Source organism: Sphingomonas trueperi, assembly GCF_011927635.1.
Taxonomy (GTDB): Bacteria; Pseudomonadota; Alphaproteobacteria; order Sphingomonadales; family Sphingomonadaceae; genus Sphingomonas; species Sphingomonas trueperi.
The window spans coordinates 651793-665779 of the sequence record NZ_JAATJB010000001.1; the positions used below are offsets into that span (position 1 = coordinate 651793).

Genomic DNA, 13987 nt, shown 5'->3' on the forward strand with positions numbered 1-13987 from the left:
CCGGATGAACAAGTCCGCCATCGCCGCGCTGCTCGCCGCCGCGTCGCTTTCCGGCTGCATTTCGTTCGCGGCCAAGCCGCCCGCCTCGCTGCTGACGCTGCAGCCGGCGGCGGTGCTGCCGGCGGGCGAGATCCAGCAGTCGGGCACGGTCAAGGCCGTGACGATCGGTCCGGTCAACGCGCCGCAGGAACTGGCGACGACGCGCGTGCCGGTCCATTCGGGGCCGGGCGGGACGACGATCGCCTATGTGAAGGATGCGCAATGGGTCGAAGGGCCCGCCAGCCTGTTCGGCCGGCTGCTCGCCGATACCATCGCCGCACGCACCGGGCGCATCGTGCTGAGCCGCCGCCAGTCGCTGAGCACGCCCAGCGCCAGCCTGGGCGGTGACGTGCGCAGCTTCGGCGTCGATGCCAGCAAGATGGAAGCGGTGGTGGTGTTCGACGCGTCGCTCGGCCGCGAGGGCACCCAGGCATTCGAGCGCCGCCGCTTCGAGGCGCGCGTGCCGGTGGCTGCGATCGACACCGCCGCGATCGGCCCGGCACTCAACCAGGCCGCCAACCAGGTCGCCGCCGACGTGGCGGACTGGGTCGGCAAGTAAGGCTCAGGGCCGGCGGCGGACCGCTGCCGGCAGGTCGCAGACGTTGAGCCCCGTCGCGATCGTGGGCGGGGCGGGGTTCTCGCGCAGCGCCAGCATCGCGGCATAGCGCGGGTTGTCGGTGGCGCGGACCTGGAAGTGCGGCCGCTCGTCAGGCGGCAGCTGGCTGGCGAGCCGCACCCAGGCGATGCCGGTCCGCTCGGCTTCGGTCGGATAGACGCCCATCGCGGCGTCGCTGCGCGGCAGCGCCGAGAGAGACTGCATCCCCTCGATGATCCGGCCCACCACCGTGTAGTTGCGGTCGAGCCGCCGTGCCGACTGGCCGATCGGGGTGAACAGCTCCGCGCCGGTGCCGGTATCAGGCAGCGCGTCGCGCGCCACGCCGACCATGCCGTAGCAATGGGTGAGCCATGCCGCCTTGCCGTCGCTGGCGACCGGCCAGCCATCGGCGGTGACGCCGGTGGCAGCCGCGTAGGAGTCCGGCTTGGCGAGCCGCTGGGCGGGGGCGAAGGCCCCGATCTCAAACTCGGCGGGCGGCCGGGCGAGGATCTCGGGCGGCAGCGGCTTCTTCTCGGTGGGATCGCCCCATTGCGCGACCCAGTTCTCCTGCACGCGGTAGACGCTCTCCCCGTCCCACCAGCGCGCCGCGGCGAGCTTGCGGATGTTGTTCACATGCGCGGGCGCAAACCGCGCGGCGAGGCGGATCGCGACCTGCTTGCCGTTGGCCAGCTGGATCAGCAGGATCTCGTCATCGGGGATGTCGTGCCAGTCCTCGGGGGCGGGCTCGGCCGACGAGGGGGCAGGCCGCGAGGCCGCGGCGGTCTGCGGGGCAGTCTGGGCGGCGAGCGGTGCGGCGGCGAGGGCCGCGGCGAGGACGAGCAGGGTTTTTGCCATGGGGGGGAGCTTGGCACGCCAACGGACGCTTGCCTAGCCGCCCAAGGAACGGTAGGGCCGCGCCTTCCAGGTATCCTGCGGAGCGGTGGCCGAGTGGTCGAAGGCGCTCGCCTGGAAAGTGAGTATACGGCAAAACCGTATCGAGGGTTCGAATCCCTCCCGCTCCGCCACCTGCGCCCTTTTTGGGACTCCCCGGACTCGCTGAAAACTGCTAGAAAACCGCGGAAATCAGCGGTTCTTTGTTCCGCGGCGTTTCAACCGATCCGACACGATTTCACGCGAAGTGTGGGGAAGAATGCGGTGGAGGTAGCATGGGAAAGCCCACTGACCCTCCTCACTATTCTACGAGACATGAATCTCGCCATCACGGTGTTAAGGGTTCCGCTCGGCCTTTCGTGACCGGGCTGCACAGCAGACCGACCATTCTGGCGAGATCGCAGCGCCGCCGAGCACGGCCCGACGCGTAAGCGGATTGTCGTACATCGCGGCCTCTTCGGTGCGGCACCATGCCCCGAGCAGCCTCTAGCGCGTGATCGAAAGAACCCCGGGCAAGGGGGGCGTCGGCCGCTCGGTGGATCAAAACCATAGCATCCCGTCCAGGTGTGCCGCACGTCTCACTACGGGACGTAAGCTCTCGTAATATCGGGTACTTCTTTCGCGCAGGCTCCTCTACCGGGCAGGGCCTCAATACGCTCGACCATGCTCGCTTGGCAGATCGGTCGGCTTTCTTCCCAGGAAGGGGTATAATGCGCCTACTGTCCGTCGCCGCCATCGCGGCTGTTCTCGTCGCGTCGCCAGCTCTGGCGATGCCGGATCCGGCCGCGGGCCTTCAGGCGATGCGCGAGTTGAACCTGGTGGTGTTCGACACCCTCACCACCAACGGGCAGGAAGTGGAAGGACGGACGTTCGTCGGCCAGCTCGCGGCTGCGAACTTCACCAATTTCGGGATCGGAAACACGTCGCAGGGCGCGGCAACGTCGTCCTTTGATGTGCTGAGCGTCGTCGGGAACGCGAACGGTTCCTTCCGCCTCAAGGCTGGCTATCAGAACGGTGCCAACGGAATCGTCGGGACGACCGCACGCGTCGGCGGCGATGTCCGGTCGATCGACTTCAACACGGCCGGGGGCGTCAACGGTGCACTGCTGGCCGGCGGAAACCTCACCGGCACGTTCAACATCAACAGCAACGTCGTTCGGTATGGCGGAACGGCCGTGAGCGGCCTGAACGGTGCCGTGAAGGACAGCAGTCTCGCCGCCGGCGGCGCGAACGACGTCGCTGCCGGACTGCAAAACCAGATGCGCGCGCTGCAAGCGAACCTGACGGCCTTGTCGAGCCAGCTGGCGACCTTGCCCTCGCTCGCCACGATCACGTCGGCCGCAAATGCGCTCGACTATTCGGGCGCGCAGAACGGCTACGCGGTGTTCACGATGACGGAGGCGGCGTTCGAGGACCCGAACGCCAACTTCGACCTCCTGTTCAACGGCATGTCCGGCGGGATGACCACGATCATCAACGTGTTGGGGACGAATCTGGTGGCGCAGGGCAACGTCAACAGCAAGCTGCTCAATCAATCCGTGATCTGGAATTTCCATCAGGCTGAAAGCCTGTCGCTGAAGGGGTTTCACGGCAGCATTCTGGCGCCCGACGCGACGGTTTCGAACAGCAGCGCGCTGGAAGGGTCGATCGTGGCGCGCAACTTCACGCTGAACGGCGAGATCCATCTCGGCACCTATAACGGTACCAGCAGCTTTTCGCCGCCGCCGTCCGGTGTTCCGGAACCGGCCAGCTGGGCGATGTTCCTGCTTGGCTTCGGCGCGCTCGGGGCGATCCTTCGCCGCCGTCGCGTACCGCTGGTTGCCGCATGAGGTGTCTGGGCGGGGGGCTCCCCCCGCCCGCTTGGTATCAGGACAGCTTCGGAAAGCAGCCATGCGCCTGAACGCTCGGCGGCAGGGCTGCGATGAAACCCGATAGGGGCGAGGCGAAGGCGTAGCGGATCGTCACCTGCACCGCCCCTGCGTTGCCGTCACAGGTCATGCTGGCATTGTAACCTACCAAGCCGGCATTGAGGCGCAGGCCACGGCGCAGCCCGTGCGCCGTGGCGAAACCCTGGATATCGCTTTGGGTCTTGCAGGAAGATGCGAGCGCCGCGACGCACCGCGCTATAGGCGGTCTCCGTCAACGCCTGCTTCACCCATAATAGGCGCCCCACCTCGACGATGCCGAACAGCATCATCAAGAATATGGGTGCCAGCAATGTGAATTCGATCGCCGTCGCGCTGCTGCTGTCGTCACCGAAACCCCTGCTCATTGCAGCCGTAGCGCAACGGTTTGCACGATCGGCGTCCCGTTCAACATGCCCGCGGCAGAACGACGGCTCGGTACCGGGACGATGCGGTGATCTGCAGATAATAGCCTGCGGTCGACGACGGCATGTTCCCCGCCGGGCAGATGCTCCCGCAGGAAGCGACCAGGCTTCGTCAATCTGCTAGGTTCTTGTTTAGGCTGATGGACGACCAGATCGAGCGACTGCTGCTGTTCTTTCCGAAGCGCCACGGCCCGCCGAGGGGAGATGACCGGCGGCTGCGGAGCGGCATCATGTTCGTCAACCGCAACGGGCTGCTCTGGCGTGATGCCCGGTAGCGAACAGATAATCGGTGTCGCCGTCCTTGAGGATCGCAGGATCATGCACCCCGGCGACCGCGCCCTCCAGCACTAGTGGCACGGGGCGCGGCGCGCTGGCCGCCGCCCCGCCCGCCGCCGCGAGCAGGGCCAGCACGCGCGACACCGCGCGCTTCAACGCTGCCGCAACGGTCCGTTGGCGACCGGCGCGCCGAAATCGGGCGTGCCGTCGGCGCGGTAGCCGAAATACTGCATGCGCGTGTGGCGGTTGGGATCGAACAGCGGATCGCCCTGGATCTCGGCATAGTCGCGCGCGTGATAGACCAGCACGTCGCGGCCGCGCTCGTCGACGGTGAAGCTGTTGTGCCCCGGCCCGAAGATCCTGTGCGCGGCGGAGGTCTGGAACACCGGCACCGGCGACTTGGTCCAGCTGGCCGCGTCCATCAGGTCCGCATCGGCAGGCGCGGTGAGCATGCCCAGGCAGTAGCGCGCGTCGGTGGCGCTCGCCGAATAGGTCAGGAACAGCTTGCCGTTGCGGATCAGCACGGCGGGCGCCTCGTTGACCTTGAAGCCCTGCACTTCCCAGTCGAGCGTCGGCACCGACAGCCGCACCGGCTTGGCGGCGAGCGTCAGCGGCGAGGCGAGCGGCGCCAGATAGAGGTTCGAGTTGGTGTCGATCCCCGGCTCGCGCTGCGCCCAGGCGAGATAGCGGCGGCCCTTGTGGACGAAGCTGGTCGAATCGAGGTTGAAGCTGTCCCACGGCGTCTGCAGCTGGCCGAGCACCGACCAGGTGCCGGTCATCGGGTCCGGGCCGTCGCAGACCACCGCATAGGTGCGGATGCGGAACACGTCCTCGCCGCCGCCGCTGGGTCCGGCGGCGAAATACATCACCCATGTGCCGTCGATCCGATGCAGCTCGGGCGCCCAGAGGAAGCCGGACATGGGGCCGCTGGCCTGGTGCCGCCACAGCACGCGCTCGGGCGCGGTGGCGAGGCCCGCCAGCGTCTTCGAGCGGCGGAGTACGAGCCGGTCATATTCGGGCACCGACCCGGTCAGATAATAGCTGCCATCGGTGTGGCGGAAGACCTGCGCATCGGCCCGCTGGCGCACCACCGGGTTGACGATCCCCGTCGTTTCGCGCGCCCAAGCCGCCGGCGCGATCGAGAGCGCCGCCATGCCGCCGATCAGGCTGCGCCGGCCGAGGCGCAACGACGGCGCGTCGTCCACGTCCGCATCGCCGCGCCCGTGCGTGTCCCGGCCTTCGATCATGACATCCCCTCGTACCCGCAGCGGCTCGACCATCGGCACATTGTCCGCGGCTTTAGTCAGACAAATTCGATCGACCGTCAACCCGATGCGGCGGGAAGGGCACCCGGCAAGGCGGACGGCTGCCTCGCCGGCGGCTTCCGCCGCGAACCCGCAGGGGGCGGCGCGCGCGAGCGATCATCGCGTGGCGATCCGGCGCAGCACCTGCCCCTTTCCGCCAGCGTTCCGGTGGACGTGCGACAGAGGACCCGGGGGGCGTTGCTTCGGATCGTGACAGCGTTGCGCAAAGCGGGCACGATGGCATGCGATCGGGAAAGTCGGGGAGGCGGAGAAAATGGCGCGCAATCTTGTGCTGTGCTGCGACGGTACTTCGAACGAATTCTCGAAGGATCGCACCAGCGTGATCAAGCTCTTCCACGCGCTGGAAAAGGATCCGGCGCGGCAGGCGGTCTATTATCACCCCGGCATCGGCACGCGGGCGCCGACTGGAATCGGCACCCGGGTGGGCAGCACCGTGGGCAAGTGGCTGGGGCTCGCCTTCGGCTACCGGCTGCAGGACGACATCGTCGACGCCTATCGCTTCCTGATGAACGCCTATCAGCCGGGCGACCGCGTGTTCCTGTTCGGCTTCAGCCGCGGCGCCTATACCGCCCGGGTGGTGGCGGCGATGCTGTCCATGTACGGCCTCGCCGCGCCCGGCAACGACGCGCTGGTGCCGTTCGCGGTGGAGATGATGTGGGCGATCCGGCGCGCCGGGCGCAAATCCGACAAGCAAGACTATTTCCAGCTCGCCGCCGACTTCAAGAACACCATCTCCGGGCGCGACTGTCCCACCCATTTCCTCGGCGTGTGGGATACGGTCAATTCGGTCGGCTGGATCGGCGATCCGTTGGCACTGCCCTACACCCGCAAGGTCCCCGGTACCGCGATCATCCGCCACGCGATGGCGCTCGACGAACGCCGCGGCTTCTTCCGGGTCAACTGGTTCGAGGAGGAGCCCGGCCGGGACATCAGGCAGGTGTGGTTCCCCGGCTGGCACGGCGATGTCGGCGGCGGCTGGCCCGAGGCGGACAGCGGCCTGTCGAAATATCCGCTCGCCTGGATGGCGGAGGAGGCGCGGGCCGCGGGCCTGCTGCTCGACCAGGCACGGCTCGACGAAGTGCTCGGCAAGACCAGCCCGCGCTATGCCCCCGCGTCGCCCACCGCGACGCTGCATGACCGGACGATGACCTTCTTCTGGGCGCTGGCGGAATTCGTGCCCAAGAAGCGCTACAGCTTCGCCAAGCAGCGCTGGGAATGGCGGGCGAACCTGTTCCGCCGCCGCACGCTGCCGGATGCGCCGCTGGTCCACCACGTCGCCTGGGAGATACCGGGCTATGCCGGGCGGCTGCCGGCGGGCGCGATCCCGGTTTAGCAGCGGCGGAGGCGACCGAGGCGCAGCACCGCGAACCCGCCACCGGAATCTGGCCATCGTCCGCGTTGCGCAGGTCGCACCGCTCCAGGTCGCGCTGCAGTGTTACAACTCTGCGTCGTTGCTGATGGATGTCGACGCGGCCGCTGGTGTCGAAGAAATCGGGGCGCGGCGTTTGCCCCTCATCTTCTTCCTGCACGCGTTGTCGGCCGATTCCGCTACCACCGTGCGACAAGCTGTCTGAGAGAGAACTTGACACGCAAACCGGATGCTTCCACGGAGGCCCGGGCAAAGTCATCTTAGTTACTGGAATATCATGTCGGTCAAAGCAGTTATCCTAGCCGGGGGGCTGGGAACCCGCCTAGGCGAAGAGACGTCCGTGCGTCCCAAGCCGATGGTGGAAGTGGGCGGGATGCCGATTCTGTGGCATATAATGAAGATTTATTCCAGCCATGGAATCAATGATTTCGTGATCTGCCTCGGGTACAAGGGGTATATGATCAAGGAGTATTTCGCCAATTACTTCTTGCATACTGCCGACGTGACGCTGGACCTCTCCAAGAACAGCATGGAGGTTCACCAGAACTGGAGCGAGCCGTGGCGCATCACGCTCGTCGAGACCGGCATGGACGCGATGACCGGCGGTCGCCTGCGCGCCGTTCGCCAGTATCTGGAGCCGGGCACGCCCTTCTGCTTCACTTATGGCGACGGAGTCGCCGATATCGACGTGACGGCGCAGCTCGCCTTCCACCGTGCGCATGGCCGCAAGGCGACGATCACCGCGGTCGCACCTCCAGGGCGCTTCGGTGCGCTTGAGTTCGAGGGTGACAGCGTACGCAGCTTCGTCGAGAAGCCGGCCGGCGACGGCGGGCTGATCAACGGCGGCTTCTTCGTGCTCGATCCCTCGGTGGTCGACCTCATCGACGCGCCCGAGACGATCTGGGAGCGCGAGCCGCTGGAGCGCCTGGCATCGTCGGGCGAGCTGATGGGCTATCGCCATGACGGCTTCTGGCAGCCGATGGACACGCTGCGCGACAAGCAGCACCTCGAAGCGCTTTGGGCGCAGGGAGCTCCCTGGAAGTCATGGTAAACGAAGATTTCTGGCGTGGCCGCAGGGTATTCCTGACCGGCCACACCGGGTTCAAGGGCAGCTGGCTGGCCTTGTGGTTGACCCGCATGGGCGCCGAGGTCACCGGCTTCTCGCTGCCGGCGGAGCCGGTCAGCCTGTTCCGCCAGGCCGGGATCGCCGACATGGTCACCCATGTCGAAGGCGATATCCGCGACATGGCGGCGGTGGAGGCGGCGATGGCCGCGGCGCAACCGGAGGTGGTGTTCCACCTTGCCGCGCAGCCGCTGGTGCGCCTCTCCTACGAGACGCCGGTCGAGACCTTCGCCACCAACGTGCAGGGCACCGCGCACGTGCTCGACGCCTGCCGCCGGGTCGACGGGCTGCAGGCGATCGTCTGCGTCACCAGCGACAAATGCTACGAAAACCGTGAATGGGTCTGGCCCTATCGCGAGAGCGACCCGATGGGCGGCTACGACCCGTACAGCGCCAGCAAGGGCGCGGCGGAGCTGATCATCGCGGCCTATCGCCGCAGCTTCTTCGCGAACGGGCCGCAACTCGCCTCGGTGCGCGCGGGCAACGTCATCGGCGGCGGGGACTGGGCGGCGGACCGGCTGATCCCGGACATCATCCGCGCGCTGATCGCGGGCGAGGCGCCGTTCATCCGCTCGCCGGGTTCGATCCGGCCGTGGCAGCACGTGCTCGAGGCGCTGGGCGGCTATCTGATGATCGCGCAGCACCTCGCCGCGGGCGAGGCCTGGGCGGCGACCGGCTGGAACTTCGGCCCGGCCGACGACGATACCCAGCCGGTGCGCTGGATCGCCGATCGCATGTGCGCCGCCTGGGGTGGCGCCAGCTGGCGCACGGAGGAGCAGGCGCAACTGCACGAGGCGAAGATCCTCAAGCTCGATTGCTCGAAGGCGCGCACCGAACTCGGCTGGCGCCCGGCGCTGCGGCTGGAAGAAGCGCTGCGCTACATCGTCGACTGGCACCGTGCCGTCGCCGATGGCGGAAATGCGTTTGAAACATCGAGTGCCCAATTGGACGCATATCGCCAGCAGCTGGACCGCGTGCTGGCGGGGAGAAAGTAGGATCATGACTGTTCAGGAACTGGCTGCCAACCCGGCTGCGCTGGCCGAAGATTGCGACGAGGGCCAGCTTCGCTCGCTGATCCTCAACCTGACCGAGGAATATGCCCGGCGCTTCCACGCGCCCAAGACCTTCATCCCCGGCGAGAGCCTGGTGCCGGTCTCGGGCAAGGTCTATGATTCGAGCGACATGCGGAATCTCGTCGATTCCTCGCTCGACTTCTGGCTGACCACCGGCCGCTTCAACGAGGAATTCGAGGCCAAGCTGGCCAAGCGTCTGGGCGTCGCGCACGCGCTGACCACCAACAGCGGTTCGTCGGCGAACCTGCTGGCGCTGTCGACGCTGACCTCGCATTATTTCCGCGGGGACGCGCTGAAGGCGGGCGACGAGGTCATCACCGTCGCCACCGGATTCCCGACCACGGTCAACCCGTCGCTGCAGTACGGCCTGACCCCGGTGTTCGTCGACGTCGACATCCCGACCTACAACATCAAGCCCGAGATGATCGAGGCGGCGGTCAGCGACAAGACCCGCGCGATCATGATCGCGCACACGCTGGGCAACCCGTTCGACCTCGCCGAGGTGATGCGCGTCGCCGAGAAGTATAATCTCTGGGTCGTCGAGGATTGCTGCGACGCGCTGGGCGCCACCTATAACGGCCAGGGCGTCGGCACCTTCGGCCATATCGGCACGCTCAGCTTCTACCCGGCGCACCACATCACCATGGGTGAAGGCGGCGCGGTGTTCACCGACAAGCCGCGCCTGAAGCGCGTGATCGAATCGATGCGCGACTGGGGCCGCGACTGCTGGTGCCAGCCGGGCCAGGACAATACCTGCGGCAAGCGCTTCGCCCGCAAGCTCGGCACGCTGCCGATGGGCTATGACCACAAGTACACCTATGGTCACGCCGGCTACAACCTGAAGATCACCGACATGCAGGCGGCCGTCGGCCTCTCGCAGCTCGGCCATCTCGACGGGTTCATCGCCGCGCGCGCCCGCAACTTCGCCGGTCTCACCGAGCGGCTGCGTGCGCACGAGGACGTGTTCATCCTGCCGGAGGCGACGCCCAACAGCGAGCCGTCCTGGTTCGGCTTCCCGATCACGATCCGTCCGGAAAGCGGCATCGATCGCGAGGCGCTGGTCCAGTATCTCAACGAGAAGAAGATCGGCACGCGCCTGCTGTTCGGCGGCAACCTGCTGCGCCAGCCCTATATGAAGGGCCGCAACTACCGCGTGGTCGGCGATCTCACCAATGCGGATCTGGTTACCACCAACACCTTCTGGATCGGCGTCTATCCGGGGCTGACCGCCGATCATCTCGACTATATCGTCGAGCAGATCGCGCTCTTCCTGCGTCAGGGCGCCTGACGCACGCGTGACAGGGCCGGGTGGCGCAGGCGGGCGCCCCCGGCAGACAGGTACCAGCAAAGGGCCGGTACGTTCGGTCAAATCCCGTAGACAAACATCAACGATATCGGGCCGGTTAAGGAACTCGCATCTACAATGATGAGGATCTTCACGGCAAAAAGTGAGCTGGTTCGAATAGCATGGCAAAAACGCGCGTAGCCGATCTCATCGCCCGGATGCTCGTGGAGCACGGGATCACCGACTGCTTCATGCTCACGGGCGGCGGTGCGATGCACCTGAACGATGCCTTCGGCCGAGAGAAGGGCCTGAAGAAGGTCTTCACCCATCACGAGCAAGCCGCCGCGATCGCGGCCGAGGCCTATTGTCGTCTTTCCGGTACGCCCGCAGTCGTTAACGTGACCACCGGTCCGGGCGGCGTCAATGCGCTCAATGGTGTATATGGCGCGTATGTCGATTCGATCGGCATGATCGTCGTGTCGGGGCAGGTGAAGCGCGAGACCTATGCCGGCAACTATCCGGCGATCCCGCTGCGCCAGCTGGGCGACCAGGAAGTCGACATCGTCTCCATGGTGCGCGGCATCACCAAATATGCCGTGGTGCTCAACGATCCGCTCGACACCCGCAAGGTCGTCGAAAAGGCGATCCACCTGGCGCGCCGGGGGCGGCCGGGTCCGGTATGGATCGACGTGCCGATCGACGTGCAGGCGGCCCCGGTCGATTTCGACGCGCTTGAGCCGTTCGATCCCGCCAGCCTGGACGAAGCGGGCGAAGTGCCGAACAACCGCGCCGAACTCGGCCTGCTCGAAGGTGCAGCGCTCGAGGCGGAAGTCGCAGCGACGCTGGCTGAGCTTTGCGCCGCCGAGCGGCCGGTCGTGCTGGTCGGTGCGGGCGTCCGGATCTCGGGCCAGCATGCCGAGTTCCTGCGCTTCGTCGAGCGCCTCGGCGTGCCGGTGGTGACCGGCTGGAACGCGCACGACACGCTGCCCAACGCCCACTCGCTCTATGTCGGCCGGCCCGGTACCGTGGGCGATCGCGGCGGCAATTTCGCGGTGCAGACCGCGGACTATGTCCTCGTGCTCGGCTCGCGCCTCAATATCCGCCAGATCAGCTACAACTGGCAGAGCTTCGCCCGCAACGCGCGCGTCGCGATGGTCGAGATCGACGGGGCCGAGCTGGCCAAGCCGACGCTCAATCTCCACCGTCCGATCCATGCCGATCTCCGCGCCTTCTTCGCGGTCGCCGCGGCGCTGCCGCTGCCGGAAGACGACAAGGCCGAGGCACGCGCCGCCTTTCTGGCGCGCAGCCGCGAGCGCGCGGCGCGCTATCCGGTGGTCCTCCCCGAATATTGGGAGACCGACGGGCTGATCAATCCGTATGTCTTCGGCGAGCTGCTGTTCCGCGAGCTGGAGGAAGGCGACATCATCGTCTCCGGCGACGGCACGGCGTGCGTCACCATGTTCCAGGCGGCGAACCTCAAGGAAGGCCAGCGCCTGTTCACCAACTCGGGCTGCGCGTCGATGGGCTATGACCTGCCGGCGGCGATCGGCGCCTATCAGGCGGGCGGCGGCCGGCGGATCATCTGCCTTGCCGGCGACGGCAGCATCATGATGAACCTGCAGGAGCTGCAGACCATCGTCGGCCAGCAGCTGCCGGTGAAGATCTTCGTGCTGAACAACGACGGCTATCACTCGATTCGCCAGTCGCAGCAGAACCACTTCCCCGACAACATCGTCGGCTGCGGCCCCGACAGCGGCCTGTCCTTCCCCAATTTCGCCAAGCTGGCGGCGGGCTTCGGCCTGCCTTCGTCCAACGTCGCGACGCATGCCGATCTTTCGGCGGCGATCCGCGCCACGCTGGACGGCGAGGGCGCGCAGCTGTGCGAAGTGATGATCGACAAGCGGCAGGAATTCGCGCCGAAGCTCAGTTCGCGGCGCCTGGAGGACGGCACGATGGTGTCGCCGACGCTCGAGGATCTTTCGCCCTTCCTCCCGCGGGAGGAACTGGCCGAGGCGATGCGCCCGTGATCCGGCACGTCATCTTCGACCTCGACGGCACGCTGGTCGACAGCTGTGAGGTCTGCGTCTCGATCCTCACCGGCATGATCGGTGATCGTGGCATCATGCACGTGATCGATCCCGTCGAGGCGCGGCTGCACATGAGCAGCGGCGGCGCGGAGATGGTTTCGGCGCTGCTGGGGCCCGCGCGTCGGCATTTTGCGGACGACCTTGCCGACTTCCGCGCGCGCTACGCCCGTCACGTCACCAAGCGCGAAAGCCTGTTCCCCGGGGTCGCCGCCGGGATCGAGCGACTTCACCGGGCCGGGCTGCGCCTGTCGATATGCTCGAACAAGCCGCAAAATCTGGTCGACAAGGTGCTCGAGGATACCGGGCTCGCGCCCTATTTCGACGTCGTGGTCGGTGGCCAGCCGGGCCTGCGCCCCAAGCCCGAGCCCGATCTGCTGCGCGCGGTGACCGATCGCCTCGGCTGCGCGCCGCAGGAAGCGGTGTTCGTGGGCGATAGCGAGCTCGACCATGCGGTCGCGCGGGACGCTGGCATGGGCTTCTACCTGATGACCTATGGCTATGCCGATCCCGAATGGGACCCCGGCGAGTCCGACTGTTTCGATTGCTTTTCCACCTTCACCAACGCGTTGTCGGAACGGATAGGCTCGGTCCATGCTTGAACCTGCCGTCGCCCGGCTTCTGGCGGAGGGCGAGCAGCACATCGTTCTCGCTGGCGCGGGGGGATGGTTGGGGCTGGCCACGCTGGATCTGCTGGAAAAGGCATTGGGCGACCGGCTCGATGCGCGCGTCTCCTGCTATGGCAGCGCGGCCCGTACGCTGACGCTGCAGAGCGGACGCCAGGTGGTGCAGGCGCCGCTGACGGAGCTGCCGAAGCTGCAGGCGCAGCGCATCTGGCTGTTCCACTTCGCCTTCCTCACCAAGGACCGCGCGGAGACGCTGAGCGAGGAGGCGTATCGCGCCGCCAACGACGCGATCAGCGCGACCGTGCTGACGGCAGCGCGAGCCTTGCCGGTGGAGGCGCTGTTCGTTGCCTCCTCGGGCGCGGTGACCAAGATCGACGATCCCCAGGCAAGCCCGGCGATGCGGCTGTATGGCGAAATGAAGCTGGCGGACGAACGCCGCTTCGCCGCCTGGGCCGAGGAGTCCGGCCGGCGTGCCGTGATCGGCCGAATCTTCAACATCACCGGGCCATACATCAACAAGCATGCTGCCTATGCGATCGCCAATTTCATCCTTGATGCGCTGGCGCAGCGGCCGATCGCGGTCCGGGCGCCGCGCGAGGTGTTCCGGGCGTATGTCGCCATCCGCGAACTTGTCTCTCTGATTCTGGCGATGATGGCGGCGGAAGCGTCGGGCGTGGTGCATTTCGATACCGGCGGTACGGTGCTGGAACTCGGCGCGGTCGCGGCAGCCGTGGCCGAAGCGCTGGGTGGGGCGGGCGTCGAGCGCGCCGCGGTGACCGAAGCGGTGGCAGATCGCTATGCCGGCGACGGTGCGGCTTATGCCGCCCTCCTGGCCCATTACGGCATCACACCGGTGCCACTGGACGTGCAAATCCATGAGACGGCGGGGTTTCTGCGCGGCCGTCATTCCTGACCCGCTCGATGCTGGCCTAGCATTCTGGTGCGTGATAGAGGCGGCGCGGGCGAGCAAGA

Annotated in this window: 12 protein-coding genes, 1 tRNA gene and 2 pseudogenes; 11 read left to right on the plus strand and 4 right to left on the minus strand. The window is 66.9% G+C overall.

Annotation, left to right across the window (positions count from 1 at the left end; all coding sequences use genetic code 11):
- Positions 1-4 precede the first annotated feature (4 nt).
- Entirely contained in the window at positions 5-598 is a 594-nt protein-coding gene (locus tag GGR89_RS03025; protein WP_125976817.1) for an ABC-type transport auxiliary lipoprotein family protein, read from the plus strand.
- Positions 599-601: 3 nt separating this feature from the next.
- Here GGR89_RS03025 and GGR89_RS03030 read toward each other — a convergent pair whose 3' ends face one another.
- Positions 602-1489: a peptidylprolyl isomerase gene (locus GGR89_RS03030; protein ID WP_167712705.1), complete on the minus strand. Its 888-nt coding sequence runs from the start codon at positions 1487-1489 to the stop codon at positions 602-604.
- A gap of 79 nt (positions 1490-1568) precedes the next feature.
- On the opposite strand from GGR89_RS03030, the gene GGR89_RS03035 reads away from it, so the two are divergent.
- Together GGR89_RS03035 and GGR89_RS03040 are read left to right on the plus strand one after the other, a co-directional pair.
- Positions 1569-1659 (plus strand) — tRNA-Ser (locus GGR89_RS03035).
- Between the two features lie 576 nt (positions 1660-2235).
- A complete protein-coding gene (locus tag GGR89_RS03040) occupies positions 2236-3354 on the plus strand; it encodes a collagen-binding domain-containing protein (RefSeq protein ID WP_167712707.1) in 1119 nt (372 codons plus the stop codon).
- Positions 3355-3391: 37 nt separating this feature from the next.
- Here the strand turns inward: GGR89_RS03040 and GGR89_RS22555 are convergent, their stop codons facing one another.
- Positions 3392-3523 carry a hypothetical protein gene (locus GGR89_RS22555; RefSeq protein ID WP_280740951.1) on the minus strand — a complete coding sequence of 44 codons (132 nt, stop codon included), beginning with the start codon at positions 3521-3523 and terminating at the stop codon, positions 3392-3394.
- Positions 3513-3797 (minus strand): TadE/TadG family type IV pilus assembly protein, encoded by a 285-nt coding sequence (locus tag GGR89_RS22165; RefSeq protein ID WP_167712709.1) that lies wholly within the window; start codon positions 3795-3797, stop codon positions 3513-3515. The genes GGR89_RS22555 and GGR89_RS22165 overlap by 11 nt, the downstream gene beginning before the upstream one ends.
- Before the next feature lie 140 nt (positions 3798-3937).
- Between GGR89_RS22165 and GGR89_RS22170 the strand changes: the two are divergent.
- Positions 3938-4123: pseudogene (locus tag GGR89_RS22170) on the plus strand (hypothetical protein); the annotation flags it as partial.
- Between the two features lie 162 nt (positions 4124-4285).
- Here the strand turns inward: GGR89_RS22170 and GGR89_RS03055 are convergent.
- Positions 4286-5284 (minus strand): annotated as a pseudogene (locus tag GGR89_RS03055) (glycoside hydrolase family 43 protein); the annotation flags it as partial.
- Positions 5285-5708: 424 nt separating this feature from the next.
- Between GGR89_RS03055 and GGR89_RS03060 the strand changes: the two are divergent.
- From GGR89_RS03060 to GGR89_RS03090, 7 genes are all read left to right on the plus strand, one after another.
- Positions 5709-6788 (plus strand): T6SS phospholipase effector Tle1-like catalytic domain-containing protein, encoded by a 1080-nt coding sequence (locus GGR89_RS03060; protein ID WP_126001223.1) that lies wholly within the window; start codon positions 5709-5711, stop codon positions 6786-6788.
- 313 nt (positions 6789-7101) lie between these two features.
- Positions 7102-7875 (plus strand): glucose-1-phosphate cytidylyltransferase, encoded by a 774-nt coding sequence (rfbF, locus tag GGR89_RS03065; RefSeq protein ID WP_126001222.1) that lies wholly within the window; start codon positions 7102-7104, stop codon positions 7873-7875.
- Positions 7869-8942: a CDP-glucose 4,6-dehydratase gene (gene rfbG, locus GGR89_RS03070; RefSeq protein WP_167712713.1), complete on the plus strand. Its 1074-nt coding sequence runs from the start codon at positions 7869-7871 to the stop codon at positions 8940-8942. The genes rfbF and rfbG overlap by 7 nt, the downstream gene beginning before the upstream one ends.
- A gap of 4 nt (positions 8943-8946) precedes the next feature.
- Entirely contained in the window at positions 8947-10308 is a 1362-nt protein-coding gene (rfbH, locus tag GGR89_RS03075; protein ID WP_126001220.1) for a lipopolysaccharide biosynthesis protein RfbH, read from the plus strand.
- A 179-nt stretch (positions 10309-10487) separates the two neighbouring features.
- Entirely contained in the window at positions 10488-12332 is a 1845-nt protein-coding gene (locus tag GGR89_RS03080; RefSeq protein ID WP_126001219.1) for a thiamine pyrophosphate-binding protein, read from the plus strand.
- On the plus strand, positions 12329-12991 hold the full coding sequence (locus tag GGR89_RS03085) for an HAD family hydrolase (RefSeq protein ID WP_126001218.1): 663 nt from the start codon (positions 12329-12331) through the stop codon (positions 12989-12991). Before GGR89_RS03080 ends, GGR89_RS03085 begins: the two co-directional genes overlap by 4 nt.
- The gene (locus GGR89_RS03090; RefSeq protein ID WP_167712715.1) at positions 12984-13928 is read left to right on the plus strand and encodes an NAD-dependent epimerase/dehydratase family protein; all 945 of its coding nucleotides are present in this window, start codon (positions 12984-12986) and stop codon (positions 13926-13928) included. Before GGR89_RS03085 ends, GGR89_RS03090 begins: the two co-directional genes overlap by 8 nt.
- The last annotated feature ends 59 nt before the right edge of the window (positions 13929-13987 follow it).